This window comes from Legionella jamestowniensis, from assembly GCF_001467745.1.
Lineage (GTDB): Bacteria > Pseudomonadota > Gammaproteobacteria > Legionellales > Legionellaceae > Tatlockia > Tatlockia jamestowniensis.
Genome location: NZ_LNYG01000008.1, coordinates 27,698 through 52,716 on the forward strand (window position 1 = coordinate 27,698; position 25,019 = coordinate 52,716).

The following is a 25,019-nucleotide window of genomic DNA, read 5'->3' on the forward strand; positions in this document are numbered from 1 at the left end:
AAATTTTTCACAAAGTTGAGGTTAGGGTACCTGTTTCTTAGCTTCTTGAATAATTGATTCTACAATCTCGTTTTTAAAAAGCACATGCTCAGGTAGACCAATTGCTACAATGGATGGCGCTAAATCCATTAAGGTGCGTATCGCTTGATGTTTGTCTTCAGGCGAAGCACTCGCGCTTTCGAGTAATTCAATATTCGCAATAAAGGCCGCTACGGTGGCTTTTCTTACTTGAACTCCTTTAAATTGAGCATAGTCTGCCCCATCAGCCAAAATGCTTTCAGGGGAGATGGATTTTTGAGTCATAGTGGTTTATTTCAATAGAAGCGTGTTCATCTTTATATCGTACATTATGAAATTAAACAATGCGCCAGCTTTTGACATTCTTTCTAAAATAATTAATTCTAGTTGACTATTTACTTACCTGTCGCTATTTTTCTTTTGCAAATATTTAACTCTGCGTCATACGAAGTAGGGACAAGCATGGATGGAATGACTCAATGAAGATTTTAAAAATAAAAGAATACCTTGATAGTTACGATGCCAACAAAGGCTATGGGCGCTCATTAAAGGAGGAGCCTCATATTGCTGAGCTGCGTCAGTTTTATCTTGAAAGGGTTAAAAAGGCTGGAGATGAGTTAACCCCCGAAGAGTTACGTCAATTAGTTAAAATTTGTTTGGGCAAAAAAAACTGGAATGGTTCAGAAAGTAGTAATACCTTTGATGCGCTTCTTAAAGAGCTTGGTGGAAGGAATGCGTTACAAAGACTAAAAGAAAATAAGCAGTTATCAGTCACCAATGTTGGTCTGCTGGAGAAACATAAGGAATATGCAGAAAATTTATCATTATTAATTGAGGTATTAAAAGGTTATAGATTAGATGCATCACTTACAGAATTTGCCCATGAACTTCATTTGCCTCAATTACATGAAAAATTGAAAGACATTGCATCTCTAAAAGAAGCAAAAGTTTTGACAAAACAAACATTATTACTGACTGCCAATAGCCCAGCACCTTGCACAATGACCAAATGTATTTTGTTGTTACAAGAACATGGGATTACTGGCGAAGCGATAAATTGTTTGTCTTCTTCAACTCTTATGAGTTCCACGTATACTATTTTAACGTTATTAGTTTCTATCAACCCCAAATTAATTAGTCCCAATCTTTCAGCAATCTGTAAGCTTGGACAACATACGTTGGATTTTCTTGATATTCTTAAAGAGTTGGCCCAAGCCAAAGAGGCCGTCACTCAAAAGCACATTGAAATTTGTGTAAATCCTCACCTATTAAACGCAAGAGAGCGGATAACAAGTATATTAATCTTATTTCGCGAAGCGGGTTGGAATAGCGAAGCGAATTTATTCAGGCTGCTTGAAAGCGTTATTAAGAATGAGCATTTAAAAATCGGACTTGCGGTTGTAACACTACCAAAAAATAAATTAAAACCGGAACAGGCACAATTTATTCTGGATGCGCTTTTTAACTATCCTCAATTCTATAACAGCTTAACAAACGCAGTAATTATCCTTACCCAGCATGAGCTATTAACTGATGAAAATTTAGCAATTATCATTCGCGAACCCCAGTATGCTGATAAGATTGCTGAAGGGATAAACACTTTAAATGCAATATCTTTGGATAATAGTGACAATAAAAATGCCATTAGTAAAATACCTGAGCATGCAGCTTCAATGGCATCGTTGTTTAAACAACTGGTTAAAGCTAAGCAATTCTCTCCTGTAACTCGAGAGCTTGCCCTCAAACAACCGCATAATGCTGAAATAGCTGCAGGTATTTTAAGATTGTTACGCCTGGAGGCGATTAAGCTTGATGATGATGGTGAAAAAATTAATTTTTGTGAAGAATTGTTTAATAAAAATTTGATGACCTCAGAATTTTCTAATCTACTATCCACCTTGGATTATGTTGATCTCCTCAATGCGACTAATATTAGAAAATTAATCAATCATTCGCAGTTAATTCGCACTATAGCCAGTGCGTGTTGCTGTCTGGACAATAACAATCAGCTTAAGCAAGACAAATTTGATTTACTTTTTGAACATCCTAATCGAGCTCTCGCCGTTGCTCTCGCCCTTGATGGTCGTTTAAGACCGGTATTAAACGAGGGAAGTCATCAACCGCTCGATAATGGGGGTGAAGATTTTTTAGCGATTAGAAGAGCAGCAATACTTTTGGCGCAGGGGAGTAGAGGACAGGCTTTTTTTAAACCTGTAAAAATCAATATGAAACAACTTCAACAATTAGACAAATTGACTAAAATCGATTTAAGTGTTTTTGATCCTGAAATTCAAAATCATCAACAGCAGGAGCTTTTAATAAAAATCGCGCAGCAGTGTGGTAATGGCTATTTAGAAGAAGACACGGCCTATCATGTGGCTGCTGATGTATTGACAATGTAAGGGGAGTAGGGGTTAAGCTCCTATTGCAAATTAATTCATAGTGAATGCCCATGCTAGGAATTAATTATTTTTTTCTAACCAGATCTTAATTGTTTTTTTTGTATCCTCCACGACTGATATTAATTGATGAAATAGTTTATCAAGTAATTCATTGTGTCCAGTTTTTTGATAGCGCTCTAGGTGTTGGCAGGCGTAATGCATCCTTACTGCACTACAATAAATAGCACCACTTTTCATGGTATGAGCCAGATTTCTAACTTCATCCCAATTATTTTGCTTATAGGCTTCTTGAATTTTAACTTCTTCTACGGGCAAGGTTTCATTAATCATCGTGGTTAAAAGCTCCTGTAGAATATTCATATTCCCAAGCGTAGCCAACCCCTTTTCAATATCCAATAAGGGTAAGTGCCTTATTTTAAAAAGTTCGTCCTCCCCATTCTCAACGTGGGCATCCAAAGCCTTATTGGGCTGGATTTGTTGATTTGTGATTTTACATTGGAAAGCATCTAACATAATTTGTAAATTCTTATTGGTAATTGGCTTAGTAAATAACCCATTCATCCCTGCACGTAAAGATTGCGCTTCGGCTGTCTGTACAGCATGGCCGGTTAAACCATAGATAAGCACAGGAGTAATTTTCGGATTTTCTTTTTCAAGTGCACGAATTTGTTGTGTCATTTCATTCCCTGAAATGCCTGGTAACCCAATGTCTGTGATGATTAAATCAAAATGCTCATTTGTAGCAAGTTCTAAACCTTCTTCACCAGAAATTGCAGACTTATAGGGGCAACCTGCTTTAGCAACAATGGCTTCCAGAACCTTCAGCGCCACCATATTATCTTCCACAAGCAAAATAGTTGGCATATGGCCCGAGGGAGTGATAGACGTAGGGGTAGTTGACTTTGCATGCGCAATTTTTTTAGGGGGAGGAGGAAAGTCGTTTACTTTAAGTGGGATGGTAAAGAAAAAACTGGTTCCTTTTCCTTCCTCACTTTCAAGTTGAATCGTTCCACCTAATATGTGGATGTATTTTTCGACAATATGCAGTCCCACACCATGTCCATGGTGATCATCTTTATAAGAAGGAGAAACACGATAAAATCGTTCGAATACTTTATTTTGTGCCTTTTTGGGGATGCCTTTTCCTGTGTCTGAAACTTTAAAAACCAAAAATTTTTGCTGATTAGAAGTCTGCAAATCTACCGATAATCGAATAGTGCCGTGATCGGTAAATTTAATAGCATTACCTAACAAATTTAACAGAATGCGACTTAGCTTAAAGCGATCGGTGGTAATAATAGAAGGAATATCTGATGAAATGTTCAAATCAAAATGAATTCCTTTTTGTCGCATTGCGGGTTGTTCCAATTGGCTTAAATCCTCAAGACATGCTTGCAAACAAAATGATTCCTGGTGGAGGTCATCTTCATTCATGTGCTCGGCCGATACGACATCCAATACACCGTTTAAAAATTTTAATAGTTGCTCGCCACTGTCATTTACCCAGCTTGCATACTGTTTTTCTTCCGGAGTTTTAAGCGTTTCTTCCAGCATTTTTGACATCCCAATAATGCCAGTGAGGGGGGTTCGAATATCATGACTCATATTGGCTAAAAATTCCGTTTTGGCTTGACTGGCTTCTTCAGCGATTTCCTTGGCTATTTTTAAGTCGGCCTGTGTTTTTTTAAGCTCGGTAATATCGAGGGAATTACCTAAAATGCCAATGATATTTCCTTCATCATCTAAAAGAGGCATTTTAATTACGGTAAAGTACATTATTTTTCCATCGCGAGTAACCGTTTCTTCGAAAAAGATAGGTTTTTTTACCTTGATAACTTGTTCATCATGCCTTTTTAGCTCGTCTGCATGCTCAGGCCATAAATCATAATCGGTTTTTCCCACGATATCTTTCATAGACTTAAAACCAAGCGTTTTAAGCAAAATTTCATTACAGCCTAGGTATTCCTCATCTTTATTTTTCCAATAAAAATTACCAGGCACGCATGCTGAAATTTTTTTAATTTGTTCAAACATAGTCACGCTTTGCAAAGCAAGACGTTTTTTATCAGTAATGTCTTTACCTAAGATAATTAAATTTAGTTGATCAGCAGAGCGCTTGAATTTCCAAATAATATATTGTTTTGTATTATGATGATAAAAAACTCGCTCATAGTCTTCGAGTTTCCCTTGACGGATGGCTTTAACTTTCGATAAAGAAAAGGGGCGCCTGTAACTAGGATTTGAATAAATTGATTCCAAAGGCTTACCCAATAAATCAGGTTTTTTCCAATCCAATAGTGCTTCTGTCACAGCATTGAAATCAATAATATGAAAATTTGCATCTAAAATAATAATACTATCATCTGATAATGAAAGTAGGGTTTCCAATTGGAAAAGAGAGGTGGATATTGTCGACGGGGATTGCTTTTCCATTATCAGAGCTACCTACTAGTGTCTTACTTTTTCATTAAAAATCCCTTTTGTTCCAGGAAACTAAAATATATATCCAGTAACTGTGAATTTACTAAGGGAAATTCCATATTATTTTCTCTAAAAGCATAGTGTGTATTTTGATTATTTGCATGTGAAATTTTGTTTAAGGCTTTCATCCAGTCATTATCATTTTGATTTATATACAAAGTCAAAAGGGAATAAAGCGTATTTTGAGAGTCTATTTCTTTTGAAAGCTTTGCACGCCATTCATTGGGGGGTAATAATGATAATTCATAACCGCGGTTTAAGAGGTAAGCCATTAACTCTTTCCACAACAATTTATTCGGATTCGCCAGATTAAAGACATGATAAGGAATATTTTGATTTAATGAGCTTTTAACAATCATCTGACTTACAACATTAACGGGTAGAATATCTAGCGAAATATCCCAGGCTGGCGCATAGCCTAACTGAAGACATCCTTTAACCAGCATTAATAAGTGATTTTGTTCTGCAGCAATAAAACCAGAAATTGAATCGCCCAAGATCCATCCAGGCCTGTATATTTTCACGGGCAATTGTTGTTGATGGGCTTTTGCAAGCAATTCTTCCGCCACTAATTTGGTTTGACTGTAACCATCAGCCGGGGGTGGATTGGGATGTGTATAAATAAAATCTTCGATGATTGTATTTAGCGGGTTAGTATAGTTTCCTGCAGCAGACAGGGTTGAGACATAATGTACTGGTATTTGTTTTTTGATAGTCGCAAGCTTCAAGATCTCTTTAACGCTTAATACATTGGCAGCGCGTAACATATCATAGCTGTATAAATGATGAACTGCTGCACCATTGTGGTAGATAATATCAATTTTCTCAGACAGCATCATAAACTCTTCAATGGCCAGCCCTAAATAAGATTTTTCCAAATCACCAACCAATAGATGTATTCGCTTGCTACCCACTAATTCAGGGTACTGTTGCAGTGCATTATCGAGTTTTTTGATGGCTTCTTCAGAGTCATTTGCTCTCACCAAACAATAAATCTCGGCTGCAGTAAGGGTGTGAAGTTGGTAAAGGAGGTTTGCACCTAGAAAACCTGTTGCCCCCGTTAATAGCACGCTTTGTGGTTTATCTTTGTACAATTGAAGTTCTCTGGGGTAAGAAGGCAAGCTTAATTCCGTATCAAACTGCCAATGCGCCATAAATGAGGATTGCTCCGTCTCAGAATGTATATTGGCTTCTATCAATTGCGCTAGATAAGCGATGGTTGGTTTTTCAAGGAATTGTTGCAAGGGCAAATCATAGTGTAATTGATCTTTCATCTTTAAAACCATTTGGGTTACCATTAAAGAATGACCGCCCAAATCAAAAAAGGAATCATGAATACCGACCTGGTCAAGCCCAAACAATTCACACCAGATTCTTTCAATCTCTTTTTCAATGGGTGTGTGAGGCGCGACGTATTCTGCGCGCAAGGCGTGCATTGAAAAGTCAGGGGCAGGTAGTTTTTCGAAATTTACTTTTCCATTTAGCGTTAAAGGGATTGTGTCAATGGTAATAAAAAAACTTGGAATCATATATGCAGGCAGCTGTGTAGCCATATATTGTTGAATATTTGCAATAGGTGTTTCAAATTTAAGAACAATATAAGCAATGATGAATTTTTGATGTTTTTCATTTTCATAAACACGAACAGCACATTGATCAATGGCTTCATAGTGCGACAAAATGGAGTTGATAGCTTCTAGCTCTACGCGAAAGCCACGTATTTTTACCTGATTATCTTGGCGACTAAGATAATCAATATTACCATCCGGTAGCCAGCGTACCATATCGCCAGTTTTATATAGCAGGGTTTGATTTGTTTCATCAAAGGGATTCGGGATGAAGCGGGAGGCTGTAATTTCAGGGCGGTTTAGATAGCCAAGCGCGACCCCTGCACCCCCAGTATACAATTCTCCGGGCGCCCCAATCGGAGTGGGTTGAAGATGTGTGTCAAGAATATACACAGTGGTATTGGCAATGGGCTTTCCAATGGGGATGGATTGGTAAGCTTCTTTTTTGGCTTCAATGGGATAAGTCGTGGTGAAGGTTGTATTTTCCGTAGGTCCATAACCGTTTAGAACGCTTTGTGGGGCTCCCTTTGCGCATCGTACCACCTTCATTATCTGCTCTGTATTTAATACATCGCCTCCCACTAACAAATACGAAAGCGTACTAAACATCGAAGGATTAATTGACGCATATTGATTGAATAACGCCGAAGTCAGCCATAGGATGGTAATTTCTTTTTTGGCTAAAAAGCGGGCGAAATGTGAAACATTTAGTAGTATTTCATGAGGCACGGCAACAAGTGTTGCCCCATTTAATAAAGCCCCCCAGATTTCAAACGTTGCAGCATCAAAACTAATACTTGCGGCTTGTGCGATGCGATCATTGGGTGTTATTTGGATGTAGTTGGTTGTTTTAACCAGTCGGTTAATGCCTCGATGAGGAATCATAACCCCTTTAGGCTTTCCTGTTGTTCCTGAGGTGTAAATAATATAGGCTAAATGATTCGGCTCTACCTGGGTAAAATTTAAATTATCACTGTTTTCATGGGCAGCTTCTTTCGTTAGGTTGTCAAAAACGAGTAAAGGAACATTCTGATTATCACAACAAACTTGCATTTTATCTTTTACAGAATTGGAAGATAAGGCCAAAGTGGCATTACTATCGCTTAAAATAAATTGTATATGAGAGGAAGGATAATTGGTGTCGATAGGAATATAGGCAGCCCCCGATTTTAAGATAGCCAGTAAGCCTACTATTAAATGAATTTCCTGATCCGTACAAATGGCCACATGGGCGCCAGGCTGCACTCCTTGTTTCTGTAATAACCGTGCAAATTGATTAGATCGCTCATTTAAGGCCTGATAGGTGAGCGATTGTTTTTCATAAGCAAGTGCAAGTTGTGAAGGTGTTTTTTGTACTTGCTCTAAGAAAACCTCAATTACGTTTTTATTCTTTCCATAAGGAGTTTGGGTATCATTCCAATTAATCAGCAGCTGCTTTAATTCTTTTTCAGTCAGAAGTGGCAACTTGGAAATAGGCGTTGCTGGTTGTTTAAACATTGCATTAATAAGGACAGAGAGATGCTGTATACTATTCTGAATGACTGCTTTTAAATTATCGTTTTTTTCGTGACTATACCATTGAACTTTGTAGGTATTGGAAATAGTGATAATGACGGCGGCAGGAATAGTTTCTATTTGAGTTGCTAATCCTTGTTCATGGCCTATAAGAACCGCTATAGGGTAAAAACTTGGGCTTGATGACAAATCTGGATAACGGTAAAAAATATCTTTCGAAAAACTTAAATGTTTATCTAGTTTTAGTATCTGATTAAAAAATTTATTGAGGGCTTTTTCTACGGTGTAATCCTCTTCGAATTCAATTGAAAAAGGTACTACTTGGGCGAATAGGGGGATAAGGGGTTCAGAGAGTTGCTGTAATTTAGAATGAGAAAAACCTACCCCCAATTTTTCCTTATTCCCTAAACGATAAAGATAAATTAACAAAGCTCCAAATAATAAGTTGCAAGGATTATTAGGATATTCATTCGTAGGAAACGAAAATAAAGACGAGGCATCCAGGCTTGCAATACATTCCAGTGAATGGTTGGGGAGGTTAGCTGAAAGCGTTTGAAAAGGAAGGAAGGCGGGATTAAAATGTTTTTTCTGTCTTACCCAAAACAGCTCATGGATAGAGTAAATCTCATAAAGGTATTCATATTCAAGTAATACTTTTTCCAATTCAGATGGCAGTATAGTACCTTTCTTCAAATGCAAAGCTTTGGCAATATCTGCCAGGTTAGACGAGCTACCATCTAATGCAATGACTTGCTCTAATTGGATAATTTTAGTTCTTGTAGCAATTTTCCAGTAGTTAGATGAAACCTCCAACAAGGTACCAGGCGGGTTAGTGCTGTGTTCATCAAGCATATGCAGTTGAGTAATAAGAAAAAAATGTTTCCCAATGTTGAATTTAGGTAAGCCCAATCTGTTATTGTAATGATGACCTAAACTCAATGCCCGGCATACCCTATCAATGCTCTCTCCGGCATCATTCCAGTTGATCCAGCCACCATGCCGCGGCTTTTTATAATAATCAAAGTAGGTGCGATGTGCTAAATCCTGGGGAGTTGAGCGGACACATTGAAAGCTTAAATCATAAACCAATTCCTTAAAGGTATTAATTGCTTCCTTGTAACACTTAACCCCCAGGCTTAATCCCGTTTCATTCGATTCTATTTCAATTAACGCTTGCTTTAGGATGTCACCGGCGTCAATTTCTTCTACCATCTGGTGCCAGGTTACCCCATGCACAGTTTCACTATGTAGAATTGCCCACGATGGAGCATGAAGACCTGCATATTTAGGCAGAGGGGCATTATGGTAATTAATTGCCATGCATTTTGCTCGTTTCAGCAAAGAAAGGGGAAGAATGGAGCCATTAATGACACTAAATAAATAATCAAATGAAGTGATTGATAAAACAGGCATTGCGTCTGCAAGTTTTCTAAAATAAGGTATCTTTCTCGCGAGGGAGAAATCCTCTGCACTTGCAAGAGGGGAAATAATACCGAGTATAGAATGATGGTGTGATAAAAGAATCTCGGCACATTCAAGCAAGAGATGATCTTCGCCAATCAAATAACAAGTAAATAGTTTCTTTTCCAAGAAAAAATCCATATTTTTTTATGACCATTAGTGGCTATTTTAGCGCGTTAAGGCAAAAAAATACACAGTCTATATTTTTAATAACTTGTTGCGTTCTTAAATGAGCAATATCAAGCCTGAGCAGCCATAAAAAATTAATTGAAACGAAATTTATTTTTTAGCGGGGAGTCTAATTGTAAAAATCCCATAAGTACTTTCTTTTAAAAAGTATTTTAAATCCCAATTTTTCATATAGCGACAAACTTGATTCAGCTGCCTCCAAAAAGCAATACTCGACTCCCAATTTTTTAAGTTTGTCTAAAGCAAAATTTAACAGGTAACTTCCGTACCCCTTTCGTTGATGGGCGGGAAGGGTGCCAAAATCATCAATTCTTGCTAGTTTGCCCTGAAGGGATAGGGTTAATGAAGAGATGGGCTTTTCATTAAGATAAAGCGTAAGATGGTGCAGTTGGCTTTTCTTTACAAGTGCATGTTCATGGGTTTTTTGATACAAAGCAGTTAGTTCAACCGTTGATTGAAATGCTTCTATGAGCGGCGTTCTCCAATCAGCTAATTTAGTGTCTGTGGCTTTTATAAGTAATGCTTCGTTTGAATGAAAAGGAGGTATTTGATTTAAAGGAATACACATGGAGGTAGCATTTTCGCTTTCTGCGAAATGGATACTCTCTAAACCATTTTCCAAAGCGTGTATTGGGTCGCATAGGGAAAAAGCGGCTGCCCAAGGTAAACTTTTGCCCATGAAAAACTGATTAATGTTATTTAAAAAAAGCCCTAAATCCTTAATAGGATGAGGTATAACCACCACATTTAAACTGGCTACGGGAACGGCTGTAATATAAATTCTTGTTTGATGACTATAATTAAAGCTTTCTTTGCTAATTGCACGAAAAAAATAATCTTCGCATTCATAAAAGTATTTGATGAGTTCAGATGTCATAAATTCGGTGGAGATTAAATGATTTGGCGGAGAGAGAGGGATTCGAACCCTCGATACGTTGCCGTATACACACTTTCCAGGCGTGCGCCTTCGACCGCTCGGCCATCTCTCCTCAAGCGCGAAGAATATACCGATATAGGGTGGAAATCAACCATAAGATACGCGGTGATAGAGCAAGGTTATGATTTGATTGATAATATCTATTGGTTTGATTTTTACATCAGATGCTTTAACAACTATAGACAATAGTTAACCGTATTACGAGCATTTTAATAAATGGGAAATTTTTGATTATACTTAAAGTATATTTTTTGATCATGTGGGTTGCTATGATTATAAAATCGTTTTTATCCCTAAGTGGTTTATTAATTGCAGTGCCTGTCTTTGCATTTCCTTGTTTCTTAACCGTGGCCAAAGATACCTGCTGGACAAATTACGATGTGCAAGTAGTTGCTATTGATGCAAAAACGAATGACAAAATAGTCACTGTCGATATTCCAAAAGGTAAATCCTGGGGGAGGGCTTCTTTCACATGTAGCCCGGCGCAGCGCTTTTTCTATCAGGCAACCTATAAACCTGTTTTTTGGCAAAGTGAAGTAGGTAAAGTTTATATGTCAATGCGCTATTGGTCATTGCCTGGCGCTATAGGGCCAGGGGATACAGCCTGGAATATACCAATTTGTTTCCCAGCCAATTTTGCAGCCGTTCCTTTTCCACCCGATGCACAAGGCAATTGCAAATGCGACTGGACAAATGTTCCGGCGATACCTCCACAATAACAACATTCTATTACAATAGTCTTTTCTTGAGCTTTGTGAACTTGTATTATCGTTTCCTTCTGAATGAGAAGGCACGACAAGATGACCATTTTACGACAGCAAATTGCTCAAATGCTAATCATGGGTTTTTCGGACACGGTGATTAGTGAAAAAAGCCCAATAAAAGAATGGTTAAAGGATAATAGTCTTGGGGGCGTTTTGCTGTTTGATTACGACCTTATCCATCAACGCCAAGGAAAAAATCTTGTTAATCGTGCTCAAATTAAACATTTAATAGACCAACTCCATCAAGCGAATAACGCCTTAGGTAAAGGGACTCCGCCGCTTTTTATTGCAGTTGATTATGAAGGTGGGGCTGTAGACCGTTTAAAATATATTGAGAACTGCACAAAGACAGTGACCCCGGCAGAATTAGCCAAATTTTCGTCCATAAATTTTCAAGCCGAAGTACACCAGATGGCAAATACCCTGCATGAGCTTGGCTTTAATTTGAATTTTGCCCCTGTTATTGATCTTGATTTAAACCAGGAAGAGGGAATCATCGGGAAATTAAAGCGAAGCTTTTCTGCTTATCCAGAACAAGTCGTAAACTTGGCAACCCAGTTTGTTGAAATGTTTTCAAACTATCAAATTACCTGTTGCTATAAACATTTTCCTGGTCATGGAAGTGCGGTTGGTGATACTCATGAGGGATTTGTTGATGTTACGGAGACATTTCAATTAAGTGAATTGGAGCCTTACCGCATTATTTTTAGTAAAGAGAATATTCCAACTATGGTCATGACAGCCCATGTTATTAATCGTCAATTGGATTCAAGCGGTCTGCCTGCTACCTTATCCAAAACTATATTAACAGACCTTTTGCGACAAGAACTTGGTTTCAGTGGCGTTATAATTAGTGATGATTTGCAAATGCATGCGATTGCCAAACATTATGCAATGGATGATGCATTGTGTTTAACGATTAATGCCGGCGCCGATATGATTATTTTTGGAAATCAATTGGATGATGTAACACCTTATGAAGTGATTGATAAAATCGAAAAATTAGTGCATGAAAACAAAATTTCAAAAGATCGGATTGAAGAAGCTTATGACAGGATAATAGGTTTAAAGAAAGCTCGGTTAAATTTTCACACGGAGAGGTCTTGACCTGAATCTCAGTTGTGTTAAAATATGCACTCAATGTACAAAAAAATACCTAAAATGGTGACTATGAACGACACTTTACAGCACACTTACGCAGCTTTCCATACAGGTTCTTTCTCTGCTTACTACTACCGCTGTTGCTGTTGTTGTTAATTTCACACTCCTCGTAAAAGTCTCATTAACTATTTTAAGGTATTTCTCCCATGTGCGCCCAACACTCTTCTTCCCCAAAAAAACAATGGCTTTCTACACCTTTTTTATACGCCATTATGATCGTCCTCGGCATCCTAAGTGGTTATTCAGACATTACTGTATTGAAAGTCTTTGGCTTATTCATTGCGGATGTCTTTATTAAAATTTTCAAATGCATAAGTCTACCTATTATTGCTTTGTCGATTATCGTCACTTTATCGAATTATCGTGCAGATGGGGTGATGCGCAAAATCTGGGGTCGTGCCATGTCTTATACATTAGGCACGACACTGGTGGCAGCAGCCATCAGTTGTGTACTCTATATCCTTATTCACCCCGGCATGGTGGGCGTTATTAAGCAGCATGCTGCTGCTGCTGCGCCAGAAACAAGTCAACTTGGTTATTTTCAACATATAGCTAATTTAGTTCCTTCCTCTATTTTGTCGCCTTTTCTTGAGCATCAAGTCATGGGTGTATTACTGATGGGTATTGTGATTGGAATTGCCATTCGCTTTATACCAGAAGTACAAGCACGACAAACGATTACCCAATTTTTTCGTGGTGCCCATGGTTTATTTATGGTGATTACAGGTTGGGTTATTGCTATTATTCCTCTCGGTTTGTACGGATTTATTACAACAACTGTAGTGCAATTACGAGAAGGTATGGCAATTAAGGGAATAGGGGAATACCTACTTATTATTATTTTAGCAAATTTGATACAAGGGTTTGTTATTTTGCCTCTATGGCTAAAATCACAGGGCGTGAAGCCCTTTGCCGCTTTTAAGGGAATGCTTCCTGCATTATCCGTGGCTTTTTTCTCCAAATCTTCCGTAGGCACTTTGCCAATAACCATGGAAACTGCTGAGAAAAACTTAAAAGTTAAACCCGAAATTAGCCGTTTTGTGCTACCGCTTTGCACAAGTTTGAATATGAATGGTTGTGCCGCATTTATTTTTGCCACGGTTATTTATCTGATGCAAAATCATGGCATTGAAATTTCCTTACCCATGATGGGATTGTGGATTGTAATTTCAACCATCGCGGCAATAGGTAATGCTGGCGTTCCAATGGGGTGCTTTTTCTTAAGTGCAAGCTTATTGGCCAGTATGAATGTCCCTATCACTTTGCTAGGTATTATTTTACCTTTTTATAGCTTGATAGACATGCTTGAGACCTCGCTAAATGTTTGGTCTGATTCTTGTGTTGCCAAGGTGGTTAACGAAAAAGCCAAAGCGGATGAAGAGGCCATTCATGATGCCCAAGTGATCACGGGTTAAATGCATTGCGAGTATCTTAAATAAAGTTCTGGTTATCGGCTAGTCGTTAACCAGAACAAGACTGGTATTGTTGGAATCATAAAGAAAAACGAAAATTTGCTTGGTGTTCTTTTAGTTGTTTCTTATCCAGTTGCTTTGTATTTGAAAAAAATTTTAAAAGACTATTAAATTCAGTTTTTGCTGAAGCGCCAAAAATTATTTCATCATCAGTACCTACCACTACTGGATCACTTAAATCTTTATAAATAGTTGTTACGGATGAGGTAGCTTTTCAAGATGCCAATTTAATTTGCTATGGCAGGATGGGCAAACCTCGATAGGTATTCCAAGCGATACAATTTTTTCTTTTTGTGCATCTGTTAAAAAAATACAATGGCCTAGTCGCACTTTACCATGTAAAGGGTTTGCGCCTTGAGTAAACCGTGAAGATTGCCATTCTTCAAGCGCTGATAAAATTATGTCAGTATCCTGTTTTTCTATCTCGTTCTCTGCTTCACCCATATGTATCGCTATGGCAATACCACTATTTAGGGCTAAGTGAATAACTTCTCTTAACTGATTCCCTGTTAACGTTCTTTTTCCCAAGGGGTTGCCTGAAATATCTAAGCCAACTAATAATTTATTGGGGCATTCGATTATGCGACGAATGAAGTGCCTGGCGTTTTCCAAAGTGTGCACTGTTCTATCCAAACTTAATAAACCCACCGCTTCTTTGCCATGTAATGTTTGTTTGGCTTGCGATAGACCATCCACAAAGGCATTTATATAGTCATCTTCTGTTTTTCCTGCCATGGATTTGGGTGTCGTTCTAATTTCGAGATATTTTGCGGTTGAATTTTGAACTACATCAAGAACGCCTTCAGTGATGTCATCCATATTTTGAACAATCTTATGAATTAGTCCAAATTGTTTCCAAATTAACGCTATCAATTCACTAGAATAACCTGTTTCAGGTTGAGAGCTGGTGCGCTGTAAATAATCTCCTCTAATGCTTACTAACTGTTCATAAATATCAAGGCAATTGTTTTTTTTAGCTATTTTTTTTAGAAATTCAAGGGTTAGACTTCCATTAAGGTGATTATGTAAGTCCCCGGTATTTTTTTTTGTCATTGCTCTCTATCCAAAATTAATACTTAAGCTTTCAGTAAAATCTCTTCACAAATCAGTTCATAAATTAGTACCAAATTTTCTAAATCGGCTAAAGAAACACACTCATTCACCTGATGAATGGTGGCATTAATTGGCCCCAATTCAATGGTTTCTACCCCATATGGAGCAATAAAACGCCCATCAGAGGTGCCGCCACTCGTTGATAATTCCGGTGTTCTGTCAGTAACTTTCTGAATGGCTTTGATACAACTATTCAATAATTGACCTTTTGCGGTTAAAAAAGGTTCACCATTTAGTTGCCAACGAATCTCGGGCTTTAACCCATAATGGTTAAAGCAATCTTCTACTGCTTTTTTTAAACCATTCGCTGTCTGCTCTGTTGAGAACCGGAAATTAAACTGCAGCGTTAGTTCCCCTGGAATAATATTACCAGCCTGTCCACCAGCATTAATATGCGTGATTTGGAGTGAGGTTGGAGGAAAATGTTCATTACCATTATCCCAAGCTCTTCCTGTTAATTCTGCCAACACAGGGCTAATCGTATGAATAGGATTTTCTGCAAGGTGGGGGTAGGCCACATGGCCTTGTTTGCCTTGTAATTTTAGTCTGCCGGTTAAAGAACCGCGGCGGCCAATTTTAATGACATCACCAAGGTGGGTGCTGCTGGAAGGTTCGCCTACAATACAAAACGTTGGTTTAATAGAACGTTTTGCAAGTTCCGACATGACATAAGGCGTACCGAGGGCAAAATCATCTCCTTCTTCAGCGCTGGTAATTAAAAAACCGAGACTTCCTGAAAAAATTGGGTATTTGTTTACAAAACGCTCAGCCATTATCATCATCGCAGCCAAACTGCCTTTCATATCGGCAGTTCCACGCCCGTAGAGCATTCCACCGCTTTCTTGCATGATGAATGGGTCGGTAACCCATCGGTTGGTTTCACCGACGGGAACCACATCCGTATGTCCAGCAAAAATCAGTAAAGGCTCGGCGTTTCCACGGTAAGCAAAAAAATTGGCTACAGGGGGATTATTAAAACGGTGGCAAGTAAAGCCAAGTTGTTCAAAAAAATGAATCATATAATCTTGGCAACCCATGTCATGTGGCGTAACGGATGGAAAGCCTACGAGTTTGGCAAGAAGCGACTTCACCGTATGCATGTTATTTAATGTCTCTCAATAATTCATTAATACTGACTTTGGCCCGCGTTTTTTCATCAACTTGCTTAACAATTACCGCACAATAAAGGCTATAGCGTCCATTTTCACTGGGCATGTTGCCAGGAACAACGACTGAGCCCGCAGGGATGCGCCCGTAACTTACTGCGCCAGTTAAGCGATTATAAATTTTGGTGCTTTGTCCTAAAAAAACACCCATTGATAATACTGAATCACGCTCAACAATAACGCCTTCAACAACCTCCGAACGGGCACCAATAAAACAATTATCTTCAATGATGGTGGGATTCGCTTGCAAAGGTTCTAATACGCCGCCAATTCCGGCGCCACCTGATAGATGCACATTTTTTCCAATTTGTGCACAAGAACCTACAGTTGCCCAGGTATCAACCATAACACCTTCATCAATATAGGCGCCGATATTCACATAAGAGGGCATTAAAACGGTATTTTTCCCTATAAAAGCACCCCGCCTTACCATGGCATGAGGAACTACCCGAGCCGCAGTTTGTTCAAATTCCTGGGGTTGATAGGTGGAGAACTTAAGCGGCACCTTATCATAAAATTTGCAAAATCCAGCGTCTATGACTTGGTTGGCGTTCAATTTGAAAGAAAGAAGAACGGCCTTTTTAAGCCATTGATGGACGACCCACTGATTATTGATTTTTTCAGCGACACGATAATGCCCTTGATCCAGTCCTTCAATCACGTCATTAACAGCTTCAATAATTTCCTTGGAAGCGGTGTCAGGTGATAATTCCTGTCGTTGCTCAAAGCCAAGCTCGATGGTGGTTTGTAGTGAGTTCATAGTTTTATCGTTTGCAATAAATTGGCAAACTAGTATAGCGAATCAAAAGCTTGATAGAAATGGGGCGGGGGGTAACAGGAAAATTATGTTTTATTCCAATTCCCCGTCATCCTGAGCAAAGCGAAGGATCTCCCCGTTTGAAGATCGAGACTTATCTGCTGGAGATCCTTCGCTTTGCTCAGGATGACGGTGGTTTTGCTCAGGATATCGGTAATCAAGTTTAATGCAAAGTGTTATGAACTTATCCATTGTCAATCTTCCACTTATGTGGAATCCAGGCGCCTGTTTTTTGACCTAAGAGTGGATGGATGCTATGCACGGAATATGACAAGTAGGCCAAAATAAAGCAATTTCTCGTTCAAATTAAATATTTTCACTTGCGGCAGGTTCTTAGTCTTTGAGTTTTCATCGAGTCTTATAGCGAGTATACTTCTCCGGAATTTTAAGAGTGGTGATCAATTATGCGTTTGCTAATTACAGGTGCTGCAGGTTTTATAGGTTTTCATCTGGCAAAGTTTCGATTGGAACGCGGTGATACGGTGATTGCTGTCGATAATCTCAATGATTATTATGATGTCCGTTTAAAACAAGCACGTCTTGAATTGTTGCAGACCTATTCTAATTTTCAATTTTATCAAGTTGATATTGCTGATGTAGCAGCTATCAATGAGCTATTTATTAAGCATGCTCCAAAACGCATTGTCAATTTGGCAGCACAGGCTGGCGTGCGTTACTCTCTAACTAATCCTCATGCTTATGTGCAATCTAATGTAATTGGGTTTACCAATATTATTGAAGCATGTCGGCATCATGAGATTGAACATTTGGTTTATGCCTCTACAAGCTCTGTTTATGGAGCAAATGGTATTCAACCTTATAAAGAAACGGATGGAGTGAATCACCCGTTAACGATTTATGCAGCTACTAAAAAAGCAAACGAACTCATTGCCCACTCTTATTCAAACCTATATCAACTGCCGACCACAGGGCTGCGATTTTTTACAGTGTATGGGCCGTGGGGAAGACCTGATATGGCCTTTTTTTCCTTTACACGCGATATTTTGGCTGGCAATCCCATTAAAGTTTACAACCATGGTCAAATGCAACGTGATTTTACCTACATTGATGATATCGTTGCAGGTATTTCTTTGGCCATTGATAATCCGGCTGCTGCGAATGAATCATGGTCTGCTGATGCCCCTTGTGCGGCGAGTAGTTATGCCCCTTATAAAATATACAACATTGGATGCGGCAAGCCAGTCAATTTAATTGACTATATTGAAGCTATCGAAGAAGCTACGGGCAAAAAAGCAATTAAAGAATTCTTACCGATGCAGGCAGGGGATGTTTTATCTACCCATGCCGATACCCAGCTCCTGAGCAATGAATTGGGTTATTTACCTACAACGGATTTTCGTGAAGGTGTCTCTCGTTTTGTGCAATGGTATTTACACTTTTATTGTTAAATTTTTCTTAATTAATCTTGATGATTAGTACGAAAAAGTTCTTTGATAGAGGTCGCTCTCATCACCCTATAATTAATAAAACTTTAATCATATTGTTGTCTATAATTACAATTTATTGACATCAAAAGATTTAGCTATGGGTGAAAAAGCAGAAACAACGCGATTAATGTTGGAGAAACTAGGTATTAAAGAGAAGGCTCAAATTGGTGAAGAGTCCAACTTCCTTGTTTTTGAAGAAGATCCTGGTAATTACTCCATTGAAGTTACTCAACAAGATATGGTTAGTATTAACAAGTTAATTCGTGAGTCAGCACCATCTGCACAAGTATTAAGAAAAAATGCGACCTATGTAGAACTCCCAAGTCCTAAATATACTCTACTCATTGTTGAATCGGGTATTTATTTAATAGGGGATGGAAAAAGGAAGGATAAAAAAAATGCTTTCCTAGGTTCGGGTACAAATTTCGGAAGTACTGTAAAGGTATGCGTTAAATTAGAAGAAGAAAACGGTGAATATCATTTAACACATAAACTCTATGCGGTAAAGAAATATAATAAAGTTCTTCCCGAAATGGAAAAAGAAATTGGGTTAATGAAAAAAATTTATGGTTTCGGTGAAATTCTTTTTGATGACAAGAAAGATAAAACCTATTTATTAATGCCTAAAATTCCAGGGGTTGAACTTGCCAACGTTAATTTCCAGGAAGTCAATGAAAGGGAACTAATGGATATTGTAGCAAATATAATAAAAGAGCTAGTGACTATAAATAAGCAAAAGATACTTCACGGGGATGTTAATCCAAAGAATATTTTTTATGATAGAGGCTCTGGAAGAGTTTATTTTACAGATTTTGGTTCTAGTAAAGAAGTTGAAGAAGTCAATTTAAAGTCTGATTTTGATGACTTGGCGTTCTCCCTGTTTGACTTATTTGCAAATTATCTTACAAAACATGTCAATAGCTTTGATTTAGATGCGAATGCTGAGCGATTACAGGAGGAGTTTTCTTTGGCATTAGCCGAAAATTTAATTTCTGTTGTACTTGAAGCGTTAAAAAATCCTATGTCAGATAATATAAAGGAGCTCATTTTTACTCATCTAGAAGACGCATTACTCCCACTTGAATTAGACCTTAGCGAGGATAAATTAAGTCAACTTACTTCCACCGAAGTTGTAAGCTTAATGAAAAAATGCATTCATCTTGAAGATACAAAGACATTTAAGAAATTAAGCACACATTGCGAGAAATCTATTTTAGAAGACCATGGAAAAGAGTTACTTACGTTAGCTCATAACAGTGGAAAAGAAAAAATGGTTGAGCAATTAAAAGACGCTGGCGTGGTGGCTTTTTCTTCATTCGGAAAAGAATTTTAGCAATGCAATAACCTGGTCTTATGATCCCATCAACTCACTATGAAGTTTATACGTTTATGGTAGAATTTTTTCTTTTTAAGGAAAAAATCATGAGCCAAAGAAACACATTTTGCTGGATTGACATTCCAGTGGTTAACTTAGATAGGGCAATCGCTTTTTATAGCCGACTTTTAGACACTCCTGTGCAAAAAATAACTGAACATGGGTTTGAATTCGGATTATTACCTCACCAGGAAGATAATGTATCTGGTTGTTTATGTGTTATGGAAGATAGAAAGCCCTCACAAAGCGGCCCATTAGTTTATTTAAATGTGGATGGCCATATAGATGCAGCCATTGAGGCGGCATCAACGCATGGTGGTCAAGTGCTCAAAAATAAAGAGCAAATTGGACCTTATGGTTTTAGAGCTATTATTCTTGATACAGAAGGAAATGCAATTGCTCTGTATGCTAAAGAGGCTTAAAGCGCCGAGAGTGTTTAATGGTACACACCTTCTCTATGTCCCACGGCTTGTCCTTTCACAATTTACATGCCGCGATTTTATTCGCGGCATTCAATCTTGTAAAATAGACTCTAATATCTGAGAAGCTTAAGCTTTTAAGCTAGCAATTAACTTATCTTTTTCTTGCCAACTGCTATTTAGCCAGTGTCTAAACTCTTCTTGCACGCTTTCATTTTCAACTAAAGAAGAATTAATAAATTGCTTGGGAATAGGAAGTTGTCTAACATGTACTTTGATTGCATTAATTCTGCGACATAAGAAATCCCAAAGAGAACATTTAGTATTGGAATAAACAATGGTAACATCCAGTAAACTGGTAAATTGTTGTCCCATTGCGCTGATTACAAAACTAATACCACCTGCTTTCGGCTTTAACAAGAACTGGTAGGGGGATTGCTGTTGTTTACTTTTTTGTGAAGTGAAGCGTGTTCCCTCAACAAAGCTCATAACTGCAGCCGGTGTATGTTTAAACAATTCCGTGGCTTTACGGGTGGCCTGTAAATCCTTGCCTTTTTTATGTGGTTTTCTTTCTAGATAATCCTTCGAATATCGTTTCATAAAGGGGCATCCCATAGCCCACCAGGCAAACCCTAATAAGGGCACCCATTTTAATTGATCTTTAATAAAAAATTTTAGTACAGGGACTTTACGATTAAAAAGCCGTTGCAATACTACAATGTCAAGCCAACTTTGATGGTTAGCAATGATTAAATACCAGTTTTTACGACTAAGATTTTCCAGACCATTGACTTCCCAGGTAATTTTTTGCATGCGATTGATATAGGTATTGTTAATCGCGTTCCATAGGCTGGCAATTGAATCTACCCATTTTGTACAGAGAATCTTCCAGTGCCGATTCGGAAAAAGCTTTAATATTCCAATAAAGAGAATGGGAATAAAACACAGGACGGTAGTGAGAACCAGTACAAATATGGTGGCAATTCCATGAAGCTGGCCTCCAGAGGCTTTTGTATTCTTCACTATTTTCTCCATTAAAAACTAATAATTTTCAAGTTAACAAATTATTTTGTGTCAGCTTAAAGGTTTTACGATTTTAATGCATAGGTTAAGTCTGCTATTAAATCATCAATGTATTCAATCCCAACAGAAAGCCTGATAAACCCATCTTCTATCCCTAACGTTTTTCGAGTTTCCGGTGGCACGGAAGCATGGGTCATGATGGCAGGATGCTCAATCAAACTTTCTACACCGCCTAAGCTTTCTGCCAGTGTGAATAATTCGCAGCGTGATAAGAACCGTGTGGCTGTTTCCAAGTTTCCTTTTAGGACCATTGAAATCATTCCGCCAAAATCATGCATTTGCTCTTGGGCCAATGTGTGTTGAGGATGGCTCGTCAAACCTGGATAAATGACTTTTGAAATTTTGGGGTTTCTTTCAAGCCATTGGGCTAGGGCATTGGCATTTTCACAATGACGCTGCATTCTTAAAGAGAGGGTTTTTAGACTTCTTAATACCAGGAAACTGTCAAATGGCCCAGCTATCCCTCCACAGGAATTCTGCAAAAAAGCCAGCTTTTCGCTTAAAGCCGGACTATCACCAACAACAACTATACCTCCCACAACATCAGAATGACCATTTAAATATTTGGTCGCTGAATGCAAAACAATGTCAAAGCCGAGTTCAATGGGGCGCTGAATCCAGGGAGTAGCAAACGTATTATCTGCCACTGAAATAAGGTTATGACGCTTAGCAATTGCTGAAATTTCGCGTAAATTGGCTAACTTTAACATCGGATTGGAGGGCGTTTCTACCCAAATCATTTTGGTATTGGGACGAATTGCGGCTTCTATGGTTTTCGCATCTTTCATGTCTACAAAAGAAAACGATAAATTGGAAGTACGGGTTTTTACTTTATCGAATAATCTGAAGGTACCGCCATAAAGGTCATCTGTGGCAATGACATGATCCCCTGCATTTAAAAGATCAATTACAGTATTAATGGCCGCCATACCAGAGGCGAAGGCAAAACCTTTTTGACCACATTCAAGGCTGGCAACACAATCTTCATAAGCTTTACGAGTAGGATTATGCGTCCTCGAATACTCATAACCTTGATGCACGCCGGGTGCTGTTTGGCGATAAGTTGAAGTGGCATAAATAGGGGTCATTACTGCACCAGTGCCTGGATCAGCGGATTGACCAGCATGAATCGCACGTGTGTCAAAATGTGTTTTGTCCATGATTTCCCTCTTTAAAGTTGCATAGCCGGCAAAAATTACAAGAGCAGTATATAATATTCTAATAAAATGCGTTGAATATTTTTATTTGTATAGGTTTTAATAAAAAGCGCTATGAAAGCGTCATTCTAGAGAGGGATTAATGCGTAGGCAAGAAATTAGTTATGAAAAAGTTGCCTCTGCGGCTGAATCTGTAAGACAGCAGGGGAAGGAACCCTCCTTAACCAATGTTTGTGAAGAGTTGGGGATTATTTCTCTAACCCCAGAATTGTCTTCGCTCCTTGAAAAGTGGTACCACAATCAACCAGAGTTCCAACGTTCAGTCAATGCCCCGCTGTCTAATAATATTAAAATACAAACCAGTGAAATACTGGAAAAAAACATTGAGCTTGAAAAATCACTTTCGCTATTACGTGCGACTTTGGAGTCTACTGCTGATGGGATCATGATGGTCAATGGTAAAGGCCAGGTCGTGGATTGGAACCAAAAATTTGTTGAAATGTGGCGCATCCCTTCTTACATGCTTGAATCCGGTACAGAAAGCATAGGGTTTGAATACATTCTGGAACAGTTAAGTAACCCTGCTGCAGTCATTGCGGATGTCCAATATCTTTATGAAAATCCTGAGTGGCAAGGAGAGCTTCCCTTGCTTCATTTCAAAGATGGCCGCATCTTTGAGCGTTATACGCAACCGCAACGCGTTGGTTCTGAAATTGTAGGCCGGGTATATAGCTTTCGCGATGTAACCCAAAAAATGATGGCAGATGATGAATTGCGTATTCGCGAGAGGGCGATTGAGGCAAGTACCCATGGTGTAGCGATTATTGATATTACTAAAGCATCCCAACCCATTATTTACGTGAACAAGGCTTTTGAGCGCATCACGGGCTACAATGATAAACAAATTATCGGCCAGAATATTTCGCAAATTATAGGCACTAAAATCGACCAGGTTAATCAAAAGCGGGTTGAATTGGCAATACGAGAACAGCGTGAAGAAACGGTTGAACTAGAAAGTTATCGACGCAACGGCGAAATGTATTGGTCAGAATTAAGCGTAGCGCCGGTCAGTGACTCTTTTGGTAAAATTAGACATTTTATTGGCATCATCAATGACATTACCCAACGTCGCGAAATGGAAAAGCAGTTGGTGAGACAAGCTACACATGACTCGCTGACAGAGCTACCCAATCGTGTGCTATTAATGGATAGGGTCGAGCAGGCAATTTTGCAAGCCAAAAAGAAAAAATCCATACTTGCTTTTCTCTTTCTCGATTTAGACCGATTCAAAATGACTAACGACACCTTAGGCCATAGTATCGGCGACAAATTACTACAGGCTGTCGCAAATCGTTTATTAATTGCTACTAATGATTATGATACGGTAGCTCGGTTAGGGGGCGATGAATTTGTAATTCTTTTACCGGAGCTCAGTACAGAGGTACAGGCTCAACAAATGGCTCAGGAAGTCCTGCATCTTATTGAAAAGCCGTTCCAGATTGACCAACATAGTTTAAAAATAACGGGCAGTATAGGAATTAGTTATTATCCGAAGGATGGACTTGACTATGAGTCCCTCATGAAGAATGCTGATTTATCAATGTATCATGCCAAAGATAGTGGTAGAAATAGCTATCGTATTTTTGAACAAGAAATGAACAAGCGTGTTATCAATCATATGCAATTGGATAACGCTTTACATGATGCAATGAAAAAAAACGAGCTTTATCTGGTTTATCAACCCTTAATTAATTTGAAAAAACAGAAAGTCGTTGGATTCGAGGCTTTGCTTCGCTGGAATAGTCATTTGCTGGGGCAAGTTTCTCCTGCGGACTTTATTGGAATGGCAGAGGAAAATGGCTTAATCATCGATATTGGTCAATGGGTTCTGGAACAAGCTTGTACACAAACGCTAGCATGGCATCGGCAGGGATTTAAGAATTTATCGATTGCAGTTAATATTTCAGGCCGACAGTTTAGACAAAGTCAATTGCCAGAAGTTATTAGTGGCGTTCTGGAAAAAACAGGTTTATCCGCAAAATATTTAGAACTTGAGCTCACTGAGAGTCTTTTGGTGGATGACATTGATAAGGCTGTAGAAACAATGTATCAATTAAAAGATATGGGAATGAAGCTTGTCATTGATGATTTTGGTACAGGCTATTCCAGTTTATCCTACCTCAAGCAATTTCCTGTCGATAAATTAAAGATTGACCGCTCTTTTATTAGCGAATTGGTCAATAAAGAAAACGATGCTGCTATTGCAAGGGCTATTATTAATCTCGGTCACAGTTTAAATTTGGAGGTGCTGGCCGAGGGAGTAGAAACAGAGCTTCAAAAAGATTTTGTGATTCAACATGGTTGCGATTACGCTCAAGGTTATTATTTCAAACCTCCTGCAACACCTGATGCTTTAAAAGAATTTTTAGAGCATTATCCGAAATATAATTAACTTTTATATTAAATTTTCTAC

General features: G+C 38.4%; 19 protein-coding genes and 1 tRNA gene. 8 read left to right on the top strand and 12 right to left on the bottom strand.

Going from position 1 to position 25,019, the window contains the following annotated elements; all coding sequences use genetic code 11:
- Positions 1 to 21: 21 nt before the first annotated feature.
- Positions 22 to 303, bottom strand: a complete 282-nt coding sequence (locus tag Ljam_RS02145) for a hypothetical protein (RefSeq protein ID WP_058448495.1) — start codon at positions 301 to 303, stop codon at positions 22 to 24.
- Positions 304 to 497: 194 nt separating this feature from the next.
- Between Ljam_RS02145 and Ljam_RS02150 the strand changes: the two genes are divergently transcribed.
- Positions 498 to 2,420, top strand: a complete 1,923-nt coding sequence (locus Ljam_RS02150; RefSeq protein ID WP_058448496.1) for a hypothetical protein — start codon at positions 498 to 500, stop codon at positions 2,418 to 2,420.
- Positions 2,421 to 2,480: 60 nt separating this feature from the next.
- On the opposite strand, the gene Ljam_RS02155 is transcribed toward Ljam_RS02150, so the two are convergent.
- The 4 genes from Ljam_RS02155 to Ljam_RS02165 all read right to left on the bottom strand — a co-directional run bounded on the left by Ljam_RS02155 (position 2,481) and on the right by Ljam_RS02165 (position 10,623).
- Positions 2,481 to 4,853 (bottom strand): PAS domain-containing hybrid sensor histidine kinase/response regulator, encoded by a 2,373-nt coding sequence (locus tag Ljam_RS02155; RefSeq protein WP_058448497.1) that lies wholly within the window; start codon positions 4,851 to 4,853, stop codon positions 2,481 to 2,483.
- Positions 4,854 to 4,876: 23 nt separating this feature from the next.
- Entirely contained in the window at positions 4,877 to 9,574 is a 4,698-nt protein-coding gene (locus tag Ljam_RS02160) for an amino acid adenylation domain-containing protein (protein ID WP_058448498.1), read from the bottom strand.
- Positions 9,575 to 9,743: 169 nt separating this feature from the next.
- Positions 9,744 to 10,511, bottom strand: a complete 768-nt coding sequence (locus Ljam_RS14850) for a GNAT family N-acetyltransferase (RefSeq protein ID WP_074881672.1) — start codon at positions 10,509 to 10,511, stop codon at positions 9,744 to 9,746.
- Between the two features lie 24 nt (positions 10,512 to 10,535).
- Positions 10,536 to 10,623, bottom strand: a tRNA-Ser gene (locus Ljam_RS02165).
- Between the two features lie 217 nt (positions 10,624 to 10,840).
- On the opposite strand from Ljam_RS02165, the gene Ljam_RS02170 reads away from it, so the two are divergent.
- From Ljam_RS02170 to Ljam_RS02180, 3 genes are all read left to right on the top strand, one after another.
- Positions 10,841 to 11,290: a hypothetical protein gene (locus Ljam_RS02170; RefSeq protein WP_058448671.1), complete on the top strand. Its 450-nt coding sequence runs from the start codon at positions 10,841 to 10,843 to the stop codon at positions 11,288 to 11,290.
- 81 nt (positions 11,291 to 11,371) lie between these two features.
- Entirely contained in the window at positions 11,372 to 12,442 is a 1,071-nt protein-coding gene (locus Ljam_RS02175; RefSeq protein ID WP_058448499.1) for a glycoside hydrolase family 3 N-terminal domain-containing protein, read from the top strand.
- Between the two features lie 200 nt (positions 12,443 to 12,642).
- Entirely contained in the window at positions 12,643 to 13,911 is a 1,269-nt protein-coding gene (locus Ljam_RS02180; protein WP_058448500.1) for a dicarboxylate/amino acid:cation symporter, read from the top strand.
- A gap of 76 nt (positions 13,912 to 13,987) precedes the next feature.
- Here Ljam_RS02180 and Ljam_RS15075 read toward each other — a convergent pair whose 3' ends face one another.
- From Ljam_RS15075 to Ljam_RS15080, 5 genes are all read right to left on the bottom strand, one after another.
- Positions 13,988 to 14,131 carry a hypothetical protein gene (locus tag Ljam_RS15075; RefSeq protein WP_156411907.1) on the bottom strand — a complete coding sequence of 48 codons (144 nt, stop codon included), beginning with the start codon at positions 14,129 to 14,131 and terminating at the stop codon, positions 13,988 to 13,990.
- Between the two features lie 32 nt (positions 14,132 to 14,163).
- Positions 14,164 to 15,021, bottom strand: coding sequence for an amidohydrolase family protein (locus Ljam_RS02185; protein WP_058448501.1), 858 nt, complete (start codon positions 15,019 to 15,021; stop codon positions 14,164 to 14,166).
- A 23-nt stretch (positions 15,022 to 15,044) separates the two neighbouring features.
- Positions 15,045 to 16,181 carry a succinyl-diaminopimelate desuccinylase gene (gene dapE / locus Ljam_RS02190; RefSeq protein ID WP_058448502.1) on the bottom strand — a complete coding sequence of 379 codons (1,137 nt, stop codon included), beginning with the start codon at positions 16,179 to 16,181 and terminating at the stop codon, positions 15,045 to 15,047.
- A gap of 1 nt (position 16,182) precedes the next feature.
- Positions 16,183 to 17,007 (bottom strand): 2,3,4,5-tetrahydropyridine-2,6-dicarboxylate N-succinyltransferase, encoded by an 825-nt coding sequence (gene dapD / locus Ljam_RS02195; RefSeq protein WP_058448503.1) that lies wholly within the window; start codon positions 17,005 to 17,007, stop codon positions 16,183 to 16,185.
- A gap of 90 nt (positions 17,008 to 17,097) precedes the next feature.
- Entirely contained in the window at positions 17,098 to 17,256 is a 159-nt protein-coding gene (locus Ljam_RS15080; protein ID WP_156411908.1) for a hypothetical protein, read from the bottom strand.
- Between the two features lie 212 nt (positions 17,257 to 17,468).
- On the opposite strand from Ljam_RS15080, the gene Ljam_RS02200 reads away from it, so the two are divergent.
- The 3 genes from Ljam_RS02200 (at position 17,469) to Ljam_RS02210 (ending at position 20,309) form a co-directional block, all read left to right on the top strand.
- Positions 17,469 to 18,473 (top strand): NAD-dependent epimerase, encoded by a 1,005-nt coding sequence (locus Ljam_RS02200; RefSeq protein ID WP_058448504.1) that lies wholly within the window; start codon positions 17,469 to 17,471, stop codon positions 18,471 to 18,473.
- Between the two features lie 136 nt (positions 18,474 to 18,609).
- Complete coding sequence (locus Ljam_RS02205) at positions 18,610 to 19,845, top strand: protein kinase domain-containing protein (protein WP_058448505.1); 1,236 nt, start codon at positions 18,610 to 18,612, stop codon at positions 19,843 to 19,845.
- A gap of 89 nt (positions 19,846 to 19,934) precedes the next feature.
- Positions 19,935 to 20,309 carry a VOC family protein gene (locus Ljam_RS02210; protein ID WP_058448506.1) on the top strand — a complete coding sequence of 125 codons (375 nt, stop codon included), beginning with the start codon at positions 19,935 to 19,937 and terminating at the stop codon, positions 20,307 to 20,309.
- A 126-nt stretch (positions 20,310 to 20,435) separates the two neighbouring features.
- On the opposite strand, the gene Ljam_RS02215 is transcribed toward Ljam_RS02210, so the two are convergent.
- On the bottom strand, positions 20,436 to 21,329 hold the full coding sequence (locus Ljam_RS02215) for an acyltransferase (RefSeq protein ID WP_058448507.1): 894 nt from the start codon (positions 21,327 to 21,329) through the stop codon (positions 20,436 to 20,438).
- A 65-nt stretch (positions 21,330 to 21,394) separates the two neighbouring features.
- Positions 21,395 to 22,549, bottom strand: coding sequence for a trans-sulfuration enzyme family protein (locus Ljam_RS02220; protein ID WP_058448508.1), 1,155 nt, complete (start codon positions 22,547 to 22,549; stop codon positions 21,395 to 21,397).
- A gap of 139 nt (positions 22,550 to 22,688) precedes the next feature.
- Between Ljam_RS02220 and Ljam_RS02225 the strand changes: the two genes are divergently transcribed.
- Positions 22,689 to 24,998, top strand: a complete 2,310-nt coding sequence (locus Ljam_RS02225) for a bifunctional diguanylate cyclase/phosphodiesterase (RefSeq protein ID WP_058448509.1) — start codon at positions 22,689 to 22,691, stop codon at positions 24,996 to 24,998.
- The last annotated feature ends 21 nt before the right edge of the window (positions 24,999 to 25,019 follow it).